Annotated in this window: 16 protein-coding genes; 4 read left to right on the top strand and 12 right to left on the bottom strand. The window is 46.6% G+C overall.

Features of this window, described 5'->3' with window-relative positions:
* Positions 1-47 precede the first annotated feature (47 nt).
* From BIW15_RS21875 to BIW15_RS21895, 4 genes are all read right to left on the bottom strand, one after another.
* Positions 48-518, bottom strand: coding sequence for an RES family NAD+ phosphorylase (locus BIW15_RS21875; protein ID WP_005376497.1), 471 nt, complete (start codon positions 516-518; stop codon positions 48-50).
* 1 nt (position 519) lies between these two features.
* Positions 520-972, bottom strand: coding sequence for an antitoxin Xre/MbcA/ParS toxin-binding domain-containing protein (locus BIW15_RS21880; protein WP_077281608.1), 453 nt, complete (start codon positions 970-972; stop codon positions 520-522).
* 162 nt (positions 973-1,134) lie between these two features.
* Entirely contained in the window at positions 1,135-3,309 is a 2,175-nt protein-coding gene (gene katG / locus BIW15_RS21885) for a catalase/peroxidase HPI (RefSeq protein WP_024701306.1), read from the bottom strand.
* A gap of 193 nt (positions 3,310-3,502) precedes the next feature.
* Positions 3,503-5,044, bottom strand: a complete 1,542-nt coding sequence (locus tag BIW15_RS21895) for a glutamate synthase-related protein (RefSeq protein WP_025498840.1) — start codon at positions 5,042-5,044, stop codon at positions 3,503-3,505.
* 157 nt (positions 5,045-5,201) lie between these two features.
* Here BIW15_RS21895 and BIW15_RS21900 point away from each other — a divergent pair, with 157 nt between their 5' ends.
* On the top strand, positions 5,202-5,681 hold the full coding sequence (locus BIW15_RS21900; RefSeq protein WP_020842041.1) for an aminoacyl-tRNA deacylase: 480 nt from the start codon (positions 5,202-5,204) through the stop codon (positions 5,679-5,681).
* Positions 5,682-5,758: 77 nt separating this feature from the next.
* On the opposite strand, the gene BIW15_RS21905 is transcribed toward BIW15_RS21900, so the two are convergent.
* On the bottom strand, positions 5,759-6,436 hold the full coding sequence (locus tag BIW15_RS21905) for a response regulator (protein ID WP_005395226.1): 678 nt from the start codon (positions 6,434-6,436) through the stop codon (positions 5,759-5,761).
* Positions 6,433-8,007, bottom strand: a complete 1,575-nt coding sequence (locus BIW15_RS21910; RefSeq protein WP_077281610.1) for a sensor histidine kinase — start codon at positions 8,005-8,007, stop codon at positions 6,433-6,435. The genes BIW15_RS21905 and BIW15_RS21910 overlap by 4 nt, the downstream gene beginning before the upstream one ends.
* Before the next feature lie 273 nt (positions 8,008-8,280).
* Between BIW15_RS21910 and BIW15_RS21915 the strand changes: the two genes are divergently transcribed.
* Positions 8,281-9,684 (top strand): anion permease, encoded by a 1,404-nt coding sequence (locus BIW15_RS21915; RefSeq protein WP_077281611.1) that lies wholly within the window; start codon positions 8,281-8,283, stop codon positions 9,682-9,684.
* 67 nt (positions 9,685-9,751) lie between these two features.
* Here BIW15_RS21915 and BIW15_RS21920 read toward each other — a convergent pair whose 3' ends face one another.
* From BIW15_RS21920 to BIW15_RS21935, 4 genes are all read right to left on the bottom strand, one after another.
* On the bottom strand, positions 9,752-11,164 hold the full coding sequence (locus BIW15_RS21920) for a coniferyl aldehyde dehydrogenase (protein WP_077281612.1): 1,413 nt from the start codon (positions 11,162-11,164) through the stop codon (positions 9,752-9,754).
* A gap of 125 nt (positions 11,165-11,289) precedes the next feature.
* A complete protein-coding gene (locus BIW15_RS21925) occupies positions 11,290-11,862 on the bottom strand; it encodes a GNAT family N-acetyltransferase (RefSeq protein ID WP_015313154.1) in 573 nt (190 codons plus the stop codon).
* A gap of 5 nt (positions 11,863-11,867) precedes the next feature.
* Positions 11,868-12,353 (bottom strand): GNAT family N-acetyltransferase, encoded by a 486-nt coding sequence (locus BIW15_RS21930; RefSeq protein ID WP_005454093.1) that lies wholly within the window; start codon positions 12,351-12,353, stop codon positions 11,868-11,870.
* 17 nt (positions 12,354-12,370) lie between these two features.
* Complete coding sequence (locus BIW15_RS21935; RefSeq protein WP_015313152.1) at positions 12,371-12,829, bottom strand: NUDIX pyrophosphatase; 459 nt, start codon at positions 12,827-12,829, stop codon at positions 12,371-12,373.
* A gap of 183 nt (positions 12,830-13,012) precedes the next feature.
* Here BIW15_RS21935 and BIW15_RS21940 point away from each other — a divergent pair, with 183 nt between their 5' ends.
* Positions 13,013-13,918 carry a DMT family transporter gene (locus BIW15_RS21940; protein WP_029805084.1) on the top strand — a complete coding sequence of 302 codons (906 nt, stop codon included), beginning with the start codon at positions 13,013-13,015 and terminating at the stop codon, positions 13,916-13,918.
* An 83-nt stretch (positions 13,919-14,001) separates the two neighbouring features.
* On the opposite strand, the gene BIW15_RS21945 is transcribed toward BIW15_RS21940, so the two are convergent.
* Positions 14,002-14,316: a multidrug efflux SMR transporter gene (locus BIW15_RS21945; RefSeq protein WP_005498670.1), complete on the bottom strand. Its 315-nt coding sequence runs from the start codon at positions 14,314-14,316 to the stop codon at positions 14,002-14,004.
* A gap of 154 nt (positions 14,317-14,470) precedes the next feature.
* Positions 14,471-16,576 carry a M4 family metallopeptidase gene (locus tag BIW15_RS21950; RefSeq protein WP_077281613.1) on the bottom strand — a complete coding sequence of 702 codons (2,106 nt, stop codon included), beginning with the start codon at positions 16,574-16,576 and terminating at the stop codon, positions 14,471-14,473.
* Positions 16,577-16,926: 350 nt separating this feature from the next.
* On the opposite strand from BIW15_RS21950, the gene BIW15_RS21955 reads away from it, so the two are divergent.
* Entirely contained in the window at positions 16,927-18,294 is a 1,368-nt protein-coding gene (locus BIW15_RS21955; protein ID WP_025518808.1) for an endonuclease/exonuclease/phosphatase family protein, read from the top strand.
* Positions 18,295-18,311: the final 17 nt, after the last annotated feature.

Genomic DNA, 18,311 nt, shown 5'->3' on the forward strand with positions numbered 1-18,311 from the left:
TCTGAGGTAAGCGCTGAATATTTTCAAGCAAGACAAAACCAACGCCTCTATTTGAAGATGCGCGGGTCAAACGCGAAATCAAGCTTTTCAGCTTTCTTGATGATCTCTTTCATTTTGGGATGATTTGGGTTCACCACGTAGTTTTTATCACGAGGTGAAATCGTTGAAGGCACTTGCAGCGCGGCAAACTCAGGATGAGGATCATTGAGAAACTGGTCACCAATGTATTGCGTAGACTCGCTCGCCGGTATTGCTCGCCACGTCACTGGGAGATCTTCTTCATCTAAGGTGGCGATGAGGTATTCTGGCATTTCAATACGATATAAATCGTACAACTTGGTGATGGCAGGGTCGTTGTTTACGTGAACAAACACTTCCAACGAGCAAAGGGATTCCGATTCAGAGAAGTAGAGGGCTTCGGTTCCTTTTGAGTTCCATCGCCCTCCAAATAACTTTGCGCCAACGGGGCTAAATGGCGTGTCAGCAAATTTCTTTTGTGTGAGACGATAGAGCTTCATATTACGAGAATACCCCGTGCTCTAAACGGCCGATCAAATCTTTCACGATTTCAAAATCCACCGTGGTCGAGACCATGTCTAGCGGCCTTTTTCCACCTAAGCCGTAAACATTCTCTTTCATCCATTCAAGCGCGCGTTCTTCGTCGTTAAACAGCTCTGTCGCGAGTTTTAATAACATCGCTAATCGATAAATCGCATCACTTTCTTGCGTATTGAAGCGTTCATCGTTTTTTAGACGACGCTTGATTGTGCTGACAGGTATCAATGTGACGTTTTGAAACTCATTTTGAGATAGCTTCACACGCTCAACAATATTGCGATACACCTTAGGCTCAAAACCTTTGTGAACCGCATCAGTGTGACCTGTCTCGGCGTCTTCAATACCCAACATAAACCAGAAATTGGCTTTATGAGGTTGTTTCGGTTTGAAGCTTTTTAATGCTGCAGTTGCCATATCAAGCTCCTTTGGTTCATATGGTCTAGTGATTATGGTTCAAATGAGCTTAATTTTCAAACAAAGTAAACAGCCACGTAAAGAAAAAGGCGAGCATTGCGCCCGCCTCTCTTACTTATTCATCAACTTTATCTACGCATCTATCGATGAACATCGTTTCACTTATTGCAAGTCAAAACGATCCGCGTTCATGACTTTCGCCCATGCAGCGACGAAATCATGGATGAATTTTTCCTGATTATCATCTTGCGCATACACTTCCGCGTACGAACGTAGAATCGAGTTTGAACCAAAGACAAGATCCACTCGAGTCGCCGTCCATTTCACTTGGTCTGTTTTACGATCACGAATTTCGTATTGGTTCTCACCCGTTGGCTTCCATGTGTAAGCCATATCGGTGAGGTTTACGAAGAAATCGTTCGATAACGTACCCACGCGGTCAGTAAAGACGCCATCTTTGCTGCCACCGTAGTTGCTGCCTAGAACGCGTAAACCACCAATCAGTACCGTCATTTCTGGTGCTGTCAAACCCATAAGCTGCGCTCGGTCGAGCAACAACTCTTCCGGCTTCACCACATAGTCTTTCTTCAACCAATTTCGGAAACCGTCAGCCACAGGTTCAAGCACTTCGAACGATTCCACATCCGTCATATCTTGAGAAGCATCGCCTCTACCTGGTGCGAAAGGCACAGATACATCATGACCCGCCGCTCGCGCAGCCAGTTCAATACCTACGTTACCAGCAAGCACGATAGCATCAGCAACGCTACAGCCCTCTTCTGCTGCGATGCTTTCTAGTACAGCAAGAACACGACTTAGACGCTCAGGCTCGTTACCTTGCCAATCTTTTTGCGGAGCCAAACGAATTCTCGCGCCATTTGCGCCGCCACGTCGGTCAGAGCCACGATAAGTACGGGCACTGTCCCAAGCGGTGGCGACCAAATCAGCGATAGACAAGCCGCTCGCTTCGATTTTGCCTTTCACAAGATCGACGTTGTAGTCCGTTTTACCTGCTGGCGTTGGGTCTTGCCAAATCAGATCTTCGCTAGGTACATCTGGGCCTAGGTAGCACGATTTTGGTCCCATATCACGGTGAGTCAGTTTGAACCACGCACGAGCAAACATATCTTCAAAGTATGCAGGGTCTTGTTGGAAACGCTCTGAAATCTTGCGATATTCAGGGTCCATTTTGAGTGCCATATCGGCATCGGTCATGATTGGATTGTAGCGCTTAGAGCCATCTTCTACATCAACAGGTTTGTCTTGTTCTTCAATGTCGATAGGCTCCCATTGCCAAGCACCGGCTGGGCTCTTCTTCAGTTCCCAATCGTATTTGAAGAGCAAATAGAAATAACCGTTATCCCATTGAGTCGGATGCGTTGTCCAAGCCCCTTCCAAACCACTTGTTACCGTGTCACGACCAATACCACGAGTCTTGTGGTTCATCCAACCAAGGCCTTGTTCATGCACGTCAGCGCCTTCTGGATCTGGACCAAGGTTGGCAGCATCACCGTTACCGTGACATTTACCCACGGTATGACCACCAGCCGTTAGTGCAACAGTTTCCTCATCGTTCATTGCCATGCGCGCAAATGTCACTCGCATGTCTTGCGCCGTTTTCAGTGGATCTGGATTGCCATCCACCCCTTCTGGGTTCACATAGATCAAGCCCATCATTACTGCTGCAAGTGGGTTCTCTAAATCACGCTCTCCGGAGTAACGGCTGTTTTTCGCGCCACTTGGCGCAAGCCACTCTTGCTCAGAACCCCAATAGGTGTCTTTTTCTGGATGCCAAATATCTTCGCGACCAAAACCAAAACCAAAGGTTTTAAAGCCCATCGATTCATAAGCCATGTTACCTGCGAGAATAATCAGGTCGGCCCAGCTTAATTTGTTGCCGTACTTTCTCTTGATCGGCCAAAGAAGTCGGCGTGCTTTGTCTAGGTTGGCGTTATCTGGCCAAGAGTTGAGAGGGGCAAAGCGTTGGTTACCGGTTGCGGCACCACCACGTCCGTCTGCGATACGATAGCTACCAGCCGCGTGCCATGCCATACGAATCATCAAACCGCCGTAGTGTCCCCAGTCTGCTGGCCACCAATCTTGGCTGTTTGTCATTAGGTCTTTTAAGTCTTGCTTGAGTGCGTCGACGTCCAGTTTTTTAAGTTCTTCTTTGTAATTAAAATCTGGACCAAATGGATTCGTTTTGGAGTCGTGCTGATGCAGGATGTCTAAGTTTAAGGCATTCGGCCACCAATCCATCACCGACTTGTCTGTAGATGTTTGTCCACCATGCATAACTGGACATTTACCTACTGAACCGCCGTTTGTATTGCTCATATTGTACTCCTTTATTTTGTAGCCTCCTTGGCTACTCATTCTCTACTCAATGCGAAAAACATTGAATACCTGACCAAAACAGCGTAGTCCACTTGACGCAAGAAAGAAGTCTTTTTCTTCAAAATTTGCACGCTGTTTACAAGCTTTTACTGTTACCAAACATGTACATATATGCGTTTTATATGGATTCAGATCAGATTGGATTTACCCCTGAATACTTAACGCCAGACAATCTCGCCATGTTTTGATCCCACGTCGCTAAATCCCGAACATTGAATTGGCTGAGTGAATGATGACCGCACGCCCTTGCCATCACTTGCATGAGCTCAACCGATGATTCGAAGAAGTTTTTCAGTTGTTGAGACGATTTTTCAATATCGAGACGCTGCCTCAAATCGGCATTTTGTGTCGCAATGCCTGCCGGACAGTTATTGGTGTTGCAGATACGAGCTGCGACACAACCGATTGATTGCATCGCGCTATTCGCTATCGCCACGCCGTCTGCACCGAGCGCTAACGCTTTGACAAAATCCATAGGAACGCGAAGTCCACCAGTGATGATTAACGTGACACGGTCACTTGCACCTTTTTCATCTAAGTATTTACGTGCACGAGCTAACGCAGGAATGGTCGGTACACTAATGTGATCACGGAACATGGTTGGTGCCGCGCCCGTGCCACCACCACGGCCATCGAGAATGATGTAATCGGCACTCGCATCGAGCGCAAACTGGATGTCTTGCTCAATATGGTTAGCACTTAATTTAAAGCCAATCGGAATACCGCCAGTAATGCCGCGAACTCTGTCGGCAAACTTTCTGAAATCGTGAGTAGTATGAAGATCGGTAAAGGTTGGTGGCGATATTGCAGGTTGCCCTTCAGGAATGCCCCTCACCTGAGAGATCTTACCAATGTTTTTGTTGGCAGGAAGATGGCCTCCTGTCCCTGTTTTCGCACCTTGTCCACCTTTAAAGTGAAAGGCTTGAACCTTTAAGAGCTTGGATTCGTCGTAGCCAAACTTCGCACTGGCTAGCTCATAAAAATACCGCGAATTAGCAGCTTGCTCTTCTGGCAACATGCCGCCTTCCCCGGAGCAAATCCCAGTTCCGGCTAACTCCGCACCTTTTGCCAGCGCGATTTTCGCTTCTTCCGAAAGCGCACCAAAACTCATGTCCGACACCAATAAAGGAATAGCGAGCTTGAGCGGCTTACGTGCGTTTGGCCCCACAATCAACTCGGTAGACACGGGAACGTCTTCCAACAGCGGTTGTGTCGCCATTTGCGCCACCATGATTTGTATTGCATCCCAATGTGGTAACAAGTGCCTAGGCACGCCCATTGCAGCCATCGGCCCATGATGACCGAGCTTAGAGAGCCCTTCTCTGGCAAGTTGGTGAATAAACTCTAGAGTTGGCTCCTCTTGAGTATTAGCAGCGGCGAGCTTTTCACTTTTCTCTCGTTTTTGATCGGGGCCTTCTTTGCCCACTTGCTCGGCGGTAAATCGTTTATGCGTACCGTCGCAAAAAGGCGCATTGGCGGTGTGCTTGCACTGGCAGAGATAAGCATCTTCATCTTTTTCCGCAGTAAAGCTCATTGGCTTCATCCCAGTTCCAGAATGTGAGCCGTCACAATAAGGTTGCTTTTTTGATCGCCCGCAACGGCAAAAATAGTATTCTTGCCCGGCCTTCAATTCGACCTTGATCGGCTTGTTATCGGCGATTATTGGCTTGCTCATGTTGCCCCCTAGTTATTGTTTTTCACCATGCTTTGTCGCTGGCTTTCAAATAAGCGTAGAACAGGAGCCAAAGAGCGTCAGTGCAAGCGGAGTAAAATGCGCGATTGCGACCGTCCTCTCCTATACTCTTTATGGGGCTCATACACGTGGAGGCTATATGACAATTGCAACCCGATTAGATGAATATTTGACTGAGCATAACATTCACTTTCAAACCGTGAATCACAGCCACAGTCATAGCTCGCTACAAAGTGGTGTTGCCGCAGGTGTGCCTTTAATGAATATCGCAAAAGGTGTGATTCTTGAGGATCATGAAGGGCGTCATATAATGGCGGTCTTACCTGCCAACAACAAAATCAGTTTGTCGAGATTAAACGACGAATTTAACGCCACCTTCCACTTGGTGAAAGAGCGCATGGTTTATCGACTCTTTACCGATTGTGAACACGGCGCTATTCCGCCGATTGGTAGCCCTTACCACATGTCGACAGTTTGCGATGAAAGGTTAGCAAATTTGGAACATGTCTATCTCGAAGCCGGCGATCATGAAACTCTGATTAAGCTGGATAGAAAGGCATTTAAAGATTTGATGAACGACTGCAAATACTTGAGATTCAGCAGTGAAGTTCTGCATTAAACTTGCCAAAATATGTCGACATTTCGTGAAAAAGGCTCTTTCAACAAGAGCCTTTCTTTATTCTTTATCTCAAACACTTAGCTTTCTGAGACTAACTTATTGCGATAAACCCGAGTCGGTCGCCCTACTTTCCCGTGTTCTAAAAAGGCCACCAACTCACCTTGTTCAACGGCTTTATCCAAATAACGACGCGCCGTGCTCTTACTGATGGTTAAGCTTTCCGACACACTCAATGCGGTGTGCTCGACATGCACATGCGTAAACAGATCCACCACTTGACGGAACATAAAAGGATCTAAACCAGCCAAATCCGTTGGCGTGCCTTTTCCAAGATGGAACAAATCATCAAGCTGCGACTGTCGAAAACTCTCTTGGCTACGCATATGGTTTTTAACCTTTGCGAAACGAAGCAAGCTTTCGGTTAGTCTTGAGTAATCAACGGGCTTGACGAGGTAATCAAATGCACCGAAACGATGGGCTTTTTGAACCGTAGATGCGTCATTGGCCGCCGTGACCAAAATGCATTCTGGTTTCTGGTCGCTCTCTAACCATTGATAAACCAGCTCGACACCTTGCCCGTCTGGCAAGTAGTTGTCGACGATGACCAAATCCGGCTTAGTATGCGTAACTAGCTGCTGGGCAATGTGAATACTGCCGGCAATACCGACGACTTGATATTGTTCCACTTGCTCAATGAAATGGTGATGAAGCTCTGCAATGTTGGGATCATCTTCCACTATGACTACTTTTATCATCCTAACTCCTTGGGGAAATAGATCGTAAACGCGGTTTCTTGCTCGTCACTGTCCAACTCCATATGCCCATTGCCTTGCTCAACGATGGAACGTACAAGGTACATGCCTACTCCATGATCGGCTTTGTTTTGCTTAGTGGTAAAGCCCAATTCGCACAACACATCAAACTCACTCTCGATCAGCGGGCCATTGTTCGAAACCTGAATAGTGTACTCACAAGCCGATTCTGAAATACCGATGTGTACGTGACCGTTCTCTTGTCCTTTCACCGCTTCCAAAGCGTTTTGAGCCAAATTGCCAATCAACCCACACAATTGTTCTTCTGACAAACGGCGAGACAGCACGCTCAAATCACTTTGGCAGTCAATGCTCAGCGCCACACCCAGTTCGTTGGCTTTGCTCGCCTTTGCCAAAATCAAGGCTGACAAGGCCGGTCTGCTATTCAGCGCATGTAGCGAATCCAGTTGTGATTGACTGGCTTTCGCTTGCGACAAACAAACTGAAAGCGCTTTATCGTAAGCCCCCATTTGTAAGAGGCCCGAGATAGTAGAAAGCTTATTTTGATACTCGTGACGCGCAACGCGCATGTTCTCCATGTACTGCGTCACCTGACTGATTTTCTCCGAGAGTACGTGCATCTCATTTTGGTCACGCAAGCTAAACACTGCGCCATAAGGCTCACCTGTCGACGTACGAAGCGTAACTCGGTTCATCACCAAGTTTTTGCCATTCACGCGAATCAATCCATTAATGTAATCGTCACCTTTCAGCGAAAAACTTTCAGGGTTATCTATCCCGTCGGTAAATACGTTGCCAAGCTCTTGATGATAGTTGAGCATAGCGCGAGCGGAATCATTAATAAGGTACAAACTTCCCTCGGAGTTTATCGCGACCAATCCTTCATACGTCGCTTGCAGCACGCCTTGATGCGTTTTTAATGCCTGCTTAAGCTGCCAAGGTTCTAACTCTTGCATTTGAGTTCGAACATAGCGAGAAAACTTCCAAGACAACCAAATACAAATACCGACGGCAATGATTCCGAACGATATCAAAGGCAACAACCGTTCGCTTGTCCAGAGATCCAAAGTATCAATCAAATAACCAACTTTGATCATGCCAATCACATCGCCTTCATTGGAAAAAATGGGAGATATGTAACGAACCGATGGCCCTAAAGATCCCACGCCATAAGAAAGATAGGACTCGCCGTTTTCCAGCGCTCTTTCAATGTCACCTCCCAATACAGGCAGACCAACGCGTTCAGCGACAGGATGTGCCAGCCGAATTCCTGCGCGATCACTCACAGTGATAAAGTCCGCATCACTCACCGCCTGAACCGCATTGATGATTTCTGACGTTTTGCTTGCGCTACCAGACCCAACAGCGGCAATAAGGCTGGACAATTGCGAGAGCTGCTGCGACTGAACTTGAGCACGCAGGCTGATTTGATGAGTGAGGATGTCGTCCAACTGATGAGCACTGTAACTCCACCAACTCAACATGCCCAATAGCATTACACCACTAAGCAATACGGCCAGTTGTTTAGTAAAAGAAAAGGAAGCAAACGGCACGATAGGATTCCAAGAGATGACTTGCCCTAAGCTTACCGCAATTCCTTATTCGACTTAGGGGCTCTCACCATGAATTTTGACGCGGATCTCAGTGGTGATTTTTATGACTTTTATTAATTTAATGCGTTTATTCTCAATTATTTTTCAAACAGATTTTGTCGTGACATGCAAATTGATAAAGCACTCAAGTACGTCGTTGATGAAATTGATTTCTCTCAGTTTTTTGCCATTTCCAAACCCTATGATGAAGAAAAATAACTTGGAGATGGATGTATGAATAGTTCCCAAATGAAAATGCTCCTACTGGTCGCGATAGGCTGCATCTTATGGTTTATCCCAACCCCGGAAGGACTCACCGATCAAGCTTGGCAAATGATGGCGATTTTCGTCACCACCGTACTAAGCTTGATCCTCGCCCCACTTCCTCTTGGCGCGATGGCCTTGATGGGTTTGACGCTCGCGACACTGCTTGGCGTACTGCCAATCAAAACCGCACTGACTGGCTTCGCGCACCCAACGATTTGGATGATTGCAGCTGCGTTCTTTATCTCTCGCGGTTTTATTACCACCGGCTTTGGTCGACGCGTCGGATACTTGTTTATCTCTAAACTTGGTCACAACTCATTAGGCCTTGCTTACGGCTTAGTGTTGACTGATTTGCTGTTTGCACCTGCAACCCCAAGTACCACAGCACGTTGTGGCGGTATTATTTCTCCGCTATTTCGCTCGGTTGCGAGTGCTTATGATTCCGACCCAGAAAAAGGTACTGAGAACCGAATCGGCGCATTTTTGGTGCAATGTATCTTCCAATGTAACGCGATTACTTGTGCGATGTTCCTAACCTCTATGGCAGGTAACCCACTCGCCGCTAACTTCGCAAAAGAACAAGGCGTTGAAATCACATGGGCGGGCTGGGCAACCGCGGCGATCGTCCCTGGTTTGTTGTGTTTGTTCCTCATCCCACTCGTGATGTACATGGTGTTTCCACCAGAGCTAAAGAAGACGCCAGAAATGCGTGAAATTGCGCGTCAAAAGCTGGCTGAAATGGGCAAAATGACGCGTGACGAGCTGATGGTTTGTATCACTTTTATCGGTATGGTTTCACTTTGGGTATTGGGCCCAACATTAGGCATTCATGCAACGGTTACGGCTTTACTTGGGTTAGTTTTCTTGCTTCTCACTCACACCATCACATGGGACGCCGTTCTTGGCGAAAAAGAAGCATGGCACACCATAACTTGGTTCGCTGTATTGGTAATGATGGCTGCGCAACTTAACAAACTCGGATTCATCAGCTGGTTCAGCGAGTCTATGGCCGAGTCACTGTCCGGCTTCGGCTGGGTGACAACCATCGTCGTGCTTCTTTTGGTTTACTACTACAGCCACTATTTGATGGCGAGTGCAATGGCACACATCAGTGCGATGTACTCCGCGTTCCTGGCTATTGCGATCTCTGCTGGCGCGCCTCCGATGCTTGCTGCGATTGTTCTTGGTATTTTCAGCAACTTGTATATGTCGACCACGCATTACTCGTCTGGCCCTGCGCCAATCTTGTTTGGTGCTGGTTTCCACACTCTGCAAAACTGGTGGAAAATCGGGTTTATCTTCTCACTCATCGTCATTCCAATCTTTGTTTTTATTGGCGGTGCGTGGTGGAAGCTTCTCGGCCTTTGGTAATCCGCAATTTAGAACGCATAGAAACCAAAAAACCGCCCGTTTGGGCGGTTTTTTATCAATCCAATCACTATCGAACAAAAATCTTTTGAATCGCTTTTATCGCCATTGCTCTGCGACGCATTAAAGCCCCCGTTCTTGGCAGCCATTTCGGCGTGTGGAGTACGGTTTTCGCATGGCTAAAGGTTCTGAATCCTTCCACTCCGTGATAATGACCAATGCCCGATTGCCCAATGCCACCGAAAGGCGCATCTTCAGCGCCAACGTGTAATATCGTGTCGTTAATGCCGACGCCGCCACTGTGTGTGTTGCGCACGATATGTTTGATGGTCGATTTGTCGTCCGACATAACATACAGCGCAAGCGGTCGCTGGTGCTGATTAATGTAGTCAATCGCTTCTTCTAAGCTTTTGTATGGCTTGATGGGTAGAAGTGGCCCAAAGATTTCCTCTTGCATGATTCGCATATCCGTTGACACGTTTGTGACCAAATGAGGGTACAAAAGCCGTTCCTCTTGAGGTGACGCTTCAACGGTATGGACGCTTGCGCCTTGGGTTTTGGCATCCTCAAGCAGCGCAGTCAAACGCTCATACTGTCGTTGGTTGATAATATGGGTCAGCTTTTGATTCTTGTTGGATTTCAAATAGAGTTTTTCAAAACGTTTTAAGAACAGCGTGATGAACTCTTCGACGCGTTCTTGCGGTACAAACGCGTAATCAGGCGCCACACAAATCTGGCCCGCATTGATGCATTTACCAAACAAAATTGCATCAACGGTTTTCTTCATGTCTGCATCTTCTGCGATGATCACCGGAGATTTCCCACCCAGTTCTAACGTCACTGGAGTCAAATTTTCTGCCGCTGCTTTTGCCACAGCGCGGCCAACATTTGTCGAGCCAGTAAACAAAAGATGATCGAATGGCAGTTGACTGAATGCTTGTGCAACGTCCGCTTCACCTTCAAATACTTCGACATATTCCGACAGCTCGTGACAAATATTGACGATGACTTTATTGGTTTTGGGCGTAAATTCGCTGAGCTTCATCATCACACGATTGCCTGCGGCCAAAGCAGTCACTAAAGGCGCCAGGCTCAAAATGACAGGAAAGTTCCACGGCGAAATGATCCCGACAACGCCAAGTGGCTGATATTGAACGGTCACTTTCGACGGAGCAAGCAACAGACCTGATTCACGTTTACTAGGTTTGCACCATTTTTTGAGCCGTTTGAGGGTGTAATTGATGTGCGAGACCGTCGGCAAAACGTCGGTCATTGCGGTATCAAATTCTGAACGATAACCAAAATCATCACTCAGCGCTTCCACCAACGTTTGTTTGTTCGCGATAAGCGCTTGTTTTAGCATAATAAGGCGCTGCTTACGTTCATCCAAACTAGGATAAGGTTCGGCGGCATACGCCGCTTTTAAGCGGTCGAGGCTTTGTTGTAACGAGTTGTCCACTTCAACCTCTGCGATTGCGTTCATGATGCTTCTCCTAGCCTAGTTTCGATCAATGACGCTCCAAATTAACACGAGCGCAACAATGTTACTATTGTAGCGCTCGCGAAATTAGAGTTCGAACTCTGATTAAAATATCGGTGGGTTTGGAGCTAAGTCAGACGCAATTCATAAATGCCTAATCGTTGAGAGCGGTCAAGCGTCTCGAACTCGTGATCAACGTATTCTTTTAATGTGGCACCAGCACGCTCAGCAATATTGATACTGGCAATGTTATCTTCCATACAGTGGAATTGGATGAACTGCGCATGCCCTTTCTGCTTTAAAAAAGGAATCAGAACCGCAAGCACTTGGTCAATCACTCGGTGTCCTCGCCCATTGTTCGCCAACCAATAGCCAATCTCAGTGACGTGTGTGTGCGAATCCACACCCTTGATACCAATAACGCCCGTAAACTGCTCATCAAAATAAATCGCGCACCAGTGGGCATCTAACGCTTTGCTGTTCACGCGCTGAGAAATGTAGTTCACTGCTTCTCTGCGGTTGGTCACAAAGTCCGTCCAAGGTAAATAGCCAGATAGGCTGTTTCGATACGTGTTCACCACTTCCAGTAAAACCGTCGCATGTTTGGTGGTTAGAGGCTCAATTGAGACCCTTTCCGAGATGGAAAAGCGCACTTGCGAGCCATTCCCTTGATAGTCGTGTGGATACATCGAATCTCCCATTCACATCATCCTTTAGCAAAGCGCTGCAATGCATCTCCCGCCAGTCGATAGATCTTCCATTCATCTTGAGGCTCTGCACCGATTGACTGATAGAAATCAATCGCGGGTTGGTTCCAATCCAATACAGCCCATTCAAAACGGCCACAACCACGATCAACGGCAATATTCGCCAAATGCTTTAACAACGCTTTCCCAGCACCAACATTTCGGTACTCAGAAGAAACATATAGATCTTCCAAGTAGAGTCCGTTCTTGCCAAGCCATGTTGAGTAGTTAAAAAAGTAGACGGCGAATCCTATCGGTTCTTCGTTCACATAACAAATCACTGCGTGTGTCGTCGAATCTTCGCCGAAAATCGCTCGATCAACGTCTTCGACGCTGGCTTTAACTTCATGTTCTAAATGCTCGTAACGAGCTAACTCTTTAACAAATCTTAAGATGGTTGCAGAATCCTGCTTTTGTGCTGCTCGCACAGAAATTTTATGAGTCACGTCCTTGTAGCCCTTTCCTAGCTGTTTTGCTCGATCAATGTATACGGTGTCAGCGACTCCACATCAACATAGTATTGCCAAACATGATCATAGAGATGATGTTGATTGGCAAACGGCGTAAGCTGCTTTGCTTCTTCCAGCGAACACCAGCGATATTCCGTGTGTTCTTCATTAAGCACCACAGGTTGGTTTGGCGGACAAAATAACACAAAGCATGGGATGACCAAGATTCGGTTCTCCTTCGCTTCGTAGAACTGTTCTAAAAAGTCCGCCTTATGTAACTCAACATCGTCAATCTGCGTCTCTTCTTTTAGCTCTCTCAGAATGGTTTGCCATCCTGTTTCACCAGCCTCTACACCACCAGCCACATGGCACCAATACCCGCCTTTAACGCGTTTGAGTAACAGAATTTTATCTACGCCATCAATTCGAGAGATGACAACGCCAGAGACATGCGTCGCTTGTATTGGGATCATGTATGCTCCTTAAATATCTAGATATTTCCTAGATGCGCTCCATGCGCGAAAGAAAGATAGGTTGATTGAGAACCCACAGTCTACCGCTTATTCTTTCTCTCGGCAGAGATGTTTGAATGCCGCCGATCATTTTGTCTGTTGAGTATGCTAAAGTGCGATCTGTCGCAACAAATGAGCAGTAAAATGTCTAATTCACTCAACACTATGGTTCCCATTGGTGTGCGCTTTATGGTGCTCTCCGCTTTCGGGTTCGCGCTAATGTCGGCCACGGTAAAGCATGTCAGTCTTCATGGTATCCCTGTCTTTGAAATCGTTGCAGCAAGAGCACTCGTTTCTTTAGTGATCAGTTATTTAGATGTGAAACGAAAACGAATCTCTGTTTGGGGCAACAACAAAACACTACTTTTAGCGCGTGGCGCTGTGGGCACCTTCGCGCTGATGTGTGTTTACTATTCGGTGACCACGTTACCTTTGGCAGAGGCAACCATCTTCCAATACATTCATCCAGTATTTACGGCGCTGCTCGCTGTCATTTTTTTGAAAGAGCGAATTCAGCCCACAACCTTCATTTGTATTGCGCTATGTTTGCTCGGCGTCTACGTCATGGTTCGGCCAGAAACCGGCGTAGAATCTGCACAAACACTTCCAATGTTCAGTGTGATGATTGCTATTTTAGGTGCTTTTGGTAGCTCTATCGCTTATGTCATTGTAAGAAAACTCAGCCAAACCGAAGACAGCTCGGTGATCATTTTCTACTTCCCGCTTGTGGCGCTACCAACGTCCATCCTGTTTATGGGGGATAACTTTGTCATGCCAGATCTTTACCTGACGTGTATGTTGGTATTGGTCGGCGTGTTCACTCAAATTGGTCAACTTGGGCTGACTAAGGCGATGCAAACTCAACAAGCAGGTAAAGCATCAGCCTACTCTTACGTGCAGATTGTCTTTTCGGTACTGTTAGGTATTGTGTTCTTTGGCGAGCTTCCATCACTATGGACATACATTGGCGGCGCGTTAATTGTAGCGGGCGCATTGATCAATGTGTTCGGCCATCATTTACGGTTGCCTTTTATTAAGCGCAGCGCTTAACTCCCCATCCCAATCGGGCATGATATTTAAATGCAAAAAAGCCAGAGTCGGACTCTGGCTTTTCTTTTATGTTTAACCCGGCGTTAAGCAGAGATTTTTAACCCTGCAATACCTGCCACAATCATCAATAAACTCAGTGCTTTAATTAGCGTTGCTGGCTCATTGAACAAGTAAATACTGACGATTGCAGTGCCTATTGCGCCAATGCCAACCCAGACGCCATAAGCGATGCCTAAAGGTAAGGTTCTTAGCGCGATACCAAGCAGCCAAAAGCTCAACAACATAAAAACGATGGTGAACGCCGAAGCGCCAAATTTGGTAAACCCTTGTGAATATTTAAGACCGACAGCCCATGCGATTTCACACAAGCCCGCAATGAAGAGAATTCCCCAAGCCATGTCATATTTCCCAACGAGATTGGGGTCGTCCCCGAGAAAAGATAGAGCGGTGAGGTCGTCCTCACTTCTGTGTGGCCCTCGAGTATAATCAAAAATTCGTAAGAGAAAAATAAGGCTCTGAGAATTTCAGAGCCTTAGGAAATATGCTTTGTCGCTATGGTTTGAGAATGACAAAAGTTTGCCCATCACTCAGCGTGAAGCTTACCGAACCAGTTTTTTTATCAATACCCGATTTGCTACACTCGCTATCATTGCCACATGAATCACTAGGGTTGTTGTTCCACACGCCACCAAGCAATCCTGAGCCCGTGACAATCGCCGTCCACGTTTTGCCATTGTTGATGGATTGTGTTGTCACTCCGCCAGAAGGTGGTGGGGCTTCTTGTTCTGTATAACTCGCGGTTACACTCACGTTACTGATACCGCTATACGCGTAAACCCCAATATGCCACGTCCCTTCACTTGGCGTAGCAAAACTGCACACTTCGTTACTATTCGAGCTGATAGAGCGACAATCGTAGTTTGACAAACTTGGCGCACTGCCCAACTTAACGTAGAGGTCGGCATCCCCATTTGAACCTGCGGTCGTGATGGTTAAGTCTGAACCGTTTGCTGGCACATCAATAGTGAAGCAGTGCCACTGCCCTGTCGAAGCAGATTCGATATTGCTTGATGTCCCATTACTCAACGACACAGCATCACAAGCGCTTGAAGGTGGTTCAACGACACCACCATCCGTCGACACGCCAACTTGGGCAAAAGCCACCGTCACATCACTCGCAGGTAAGCTTAAGTCTTGCGCCGCCGCCAATACGCCAGCGGCAGCTGAATCAAACGTCGCACTTGGTGTCCAATAGTTTTGGTTCGCGTGGGCAAATGCCTTGAAGGTATTTTCGGTGCCCCAATCATAATCGACGGCTAACAGATAAAACGCCTTATTAAACACACCACTAGAGTAATGAACATCCATACCACTGACATATTGAGACGCGTGGTCAATCGAGCGTCCGTCTAACGGAGGGTTGTCCATGTAACGTAATGCGCCAGTTGGAGACTTACGAATATCAAATCCGACTTTCCAATCGTTTGAACCTCGGGAATAGAACTCCGCTGCTTCGCCAGCCATATCCGAAAACGCTTCATTAATACCGCCAGATTGACCTGAATAAATCAGGTTAGAATTTTGCTCTGTAAACCCGTGGCTGACCTCATGCGCGGAGACATCCAAACTCACTAACGGATAGAAGTAACTCGCTCCGTCGCCGAATGTCATACTCGATCCATTCCAGAAGGCATTTTCATATCGCTTGCGGTAATGGACTCGCATTTGCAGCTGAAACGTCAAGGGAGCAGTATTCAACCAATCTTTGTACATGTCGTATACCACTTTGCCAAAGTAGTGCGCATCGTTTAACGGACTGTACGCGCCGTTAATCTCTTTGACCGTATTCGTTGGACAATTAAAGGTGTGAACACTGCCTGAGGTTCGGCCATCTAGGTTGATGGTTTGGACGATATTAGGCGTATCCATGATACAAGTGCTCCCCGACTGCTGAACAAGTAGCGGGTCGTATTCCTTACCATACTCATAGAAACCAATCTTTTGATTGCCTCCCGGGCCATCCGCTTCTGCATGAGCTAATCCTTCATACTGCAACAGCACTTCACCGGATTTAGCATCCACGAGATAAGTTGGTCTAGTGGGGTTTACCGCTTGTTCAGAATCGGCAAAAAACTGGATCTCATAGGCTAAATGCGCAACGTCTTTGTCATCGATATAAATACGCAATCCCTGTTGTTGATCTTCGATGTGATAGCCAACATCCAAATACGGCTTTTGTACTTTGCTTCTTATTCTTTCAAGGTTGAGCTGAGGAGTCGTGTTAGAAATGTCTTGCCCGATATCATGAACTAACGTACCACCAAAGCGTTTGATTTTCCCTTGTTTATCCCGGTGTAAAACGATCTGTTTCCCCCAGATCGGAATTCCTTTGTAGGTTTGTTGATACCGAACGTGGACATCACCATTTTTGTCTTGGTTGGCTTTAAGCTTTTGAACATTATTGCCCGGCTTTAATCCAAGCGCTTTGGCGACATTTTGGGTCGCGGCAAGGTTTTGCTTTTCGAGAGAAACCACACGTCCATGATTTGGCTCTAATCGCTCCAACTGAGCGGCAGAGAGAGAAGGTGAAACAAGAAGTGGTGACGCCAACACCAAGCCAACTGCGAGCTTGCGCTGATATTTTGATCCTAGATCCATCGGTAAGTCCCCTATTTTGCACAAATAGCAAAGCCAAACTGACAGATTTTATGCGCCGAATAATCCCTTAACAGGACGTTAGGCTTATTGATCTTATTCTGTTCATTGAGTCTAGCATAGGAATTTATAGACCTTATGGATGAGTTTATGGCGATTCAACGCTTTCGACACATGCCTTTAACAATTTGCATATAACCTTTTGATGTTGAAACTGTCGCATTTATTGCACAAATCACACAAAAATTGATTGTATATGTAATTATGCAAACGTTTGTGTGACTCATATCGCTTACAAATATTACTGATGTTATTAATATTTGCCCGAATCAATTATAAGGTATGACGTACCCATGAAAACAATTAAAACTTCTCTCGCTCTCCTTATCGGTGCCGCTTTACTGACTGGCTGCAATGACGACGACACGAAATACGTAAACGTTCAGCCAACTGAAGTAAAGATTGCCACCTACAACCTCTCTTTTGACCGCGCGACCTTCGAAGCTTTAGTAAATGAAATGCAAATTGAACCAGCGCAGCAAGCTGCATTGGTTACAGCCTATTTAGACGGATCCATCGCAGCTGAAGATAAAACCACTGCGGAAAAGGTCATTCAAATTCGCAACGTTGCTGCGATCATTCAAAAGAATCGCCCTGATGTACTGATGATGGCGGAATACAACAACGACGGAACAGGCGAAGACAAAGCAGCCCTTGAAGGCTTCCAAAAGAACTACCTGTCTGTTGCACAAAGTCTCGATGGCGCGGGCGGAGAAGCAAACCTCGAACCTATCGAATACCCTTATGCAGAGTCTTACTCTACCAACACAGGTTTGTTGAGCGATTTTGACCTCGACAACAACGGCACTGCCGGCCAAATGCCGGGGGATGCATGGGGCTTTGGCATGTACCACGGCCAATACGCCTTTGCCCTAATGTCTAAGTACAAAATTGATACGGCAAATACACGAACCTTCCAAGAGTTTAAATGGAAAGATTTAGAAGGCGCGAAAATCCCAACCATTACTATCTGTGACGGCTCACAAAAAATTCCAGACAACATGAAGTGTGGCGATGAGTGGTACTCTGCAGAGGAATGGGCTCAAGTACGCCTCTCTTCTAAAAACCACGTAGATGCACCAATTATCATCCCGACCAGCAATGGTAATGAGGTTGTTCATCTTCTGATGTCGCACCCTACACCACCAGTTTTCGATCCAGGTAAAAACCAAGCGCAAAACGCAGCGGAAGTGGAATTTTGGCACCATTACATCCAAGGAAAAGAATTTTTCTACGACGATGCAGGTAAACAAGGTGGCTTGGCGAGCGGTGCTAAATTCGTCATGATGGGCGATCAAAACCTCGATCCAGTTGCTGGCGATGGTATTAGCTCTGTCATGCAAGATCTGCATAGTGATCCGCTGGTTAACCAAGACGTGATGAACGGCAACCTGTACCCAACAAGCTTTGGCGCAGCTGAACACGCCGTTGAAAAGAGCTCAACTCACCCATACCCGAACCGTATAACTTCAACATTTGGTTTAGGTGTAGACTACGCCTTGCCTTCTGCAAACTTAAACGTGGTTGATTCCGGCGTTTACTGGTCTGCATCTTATGAAGAAGGTCGTAAACTGTTTAACGATTCGCGCATCGGCAAATACGGTAATGGTAAAGATGTTTCATCTGACCACCGCATGATCTGGATTAAAGCGCAGTTCTAAGTAACTTCATAAACAAC

The organism is Vibrio sp. SALL6, from assembly GCF_002002385.1.
Lineage (GTDB): Bacteria > Pseudomonadota > Gammaproteobacteria > Enterobacterales > Vibrionaceae > Vibrio > Vibrio parahaemolyticus.

Coding starts and splice junctions, on each gene's coding strand:
- BIW15_RS21880 (WP_077281608.1), bottom strand. CDS start 972: ATGGCAACTGCAGCATTAAAAAGCTTCAAACCGAAACAACCTCATAAA.
- BIW15_RS21920 (WP_077281612.1), bottom strand. CDS start 11,164: ATGAACGCAATCGCAGAGGTTGAAGTGGACAACTCGTTACAACAAAGC.
- BIW15_RS21875 (WP_005376497.1), bottom strand. CDS start 518: ATGAAGCTCTATCGTCTCACACAAAAGAAATTTGCTGACACGCCATTT.
- BIW15_RS21945 (WP_005498670.1), bottom strand. CDS start 14,316: ATGGCTTGGGGAATTCTCTTCATTGCGGGCTTGTGTGAAATCGCATGG.
- BIW15_RS21900 (WP_020842041.1), top strand. CDS start 5,202: ATGACAATTGCAACCCGATTAGATGAATATTTGACTGAGCATAACATT.
- BIW15_RS21895 (WP_025498840.1), bottom strand. CDS start 5,044: ATGAGCAAGCCAATAATCGCCGATAACAAGCCGATCAAGGTCGAATTG.
- BIW15_RS21915 (WP_077281611.1), top strand. CDS start 8,281: ATGAATAGTTCCCAAATGAAAATGCTCCTACTGGTCGCGATAGGCTGC.
- BIW15_RS21955 (WP_025518808.1), top strand. CDS start 16,927: ATGAAAACAATTAAAACTTCTCTCGCTCTCCTTATCGGTGCCGCTTTA.
- BIW15_RS21935 (WP_015313152.1), bottom strand. CDS start 12,829: ATGATCCCAATACAAGCGACGCATGTCTCTGGCGTTGTCATCTCTCGA.
- katG (WP_024701306.1), bottom strand. CDS start 3,309: ATGAGCAATACAAACGGCGGTTCAGTAGGTAAATGTCCAGTTATGCAT.
- BIW15_RS21905 (WP_005395226.1), bottom strand. CDS start 6,436: ATGATAAAAGTAGTCATAGTGGAAGATGATCCCAACATTGCAGAGCTT.
- BIW15_RS21925 (WP_015313154.1), bottom strand. CDS start 11,862: ATGGGAGATTCGATGTATCCACACGACTATCAAGGGAATGGCTCGCAA.
- BIW15_RS21940 (WP_029805084.1), top strand. CDS start 13,013: ATGTCTAATTCACTCAACACTATGGTTCCCATTGGTGTGCGCTTTATG.
- BIW15_RS21950 (WP_077281613.1), bottom strand. CDS start 16,576: ATGGATCTAGGATCAAAATATCAGCGCAAGCTCGCAGTTGGCTTGGTG.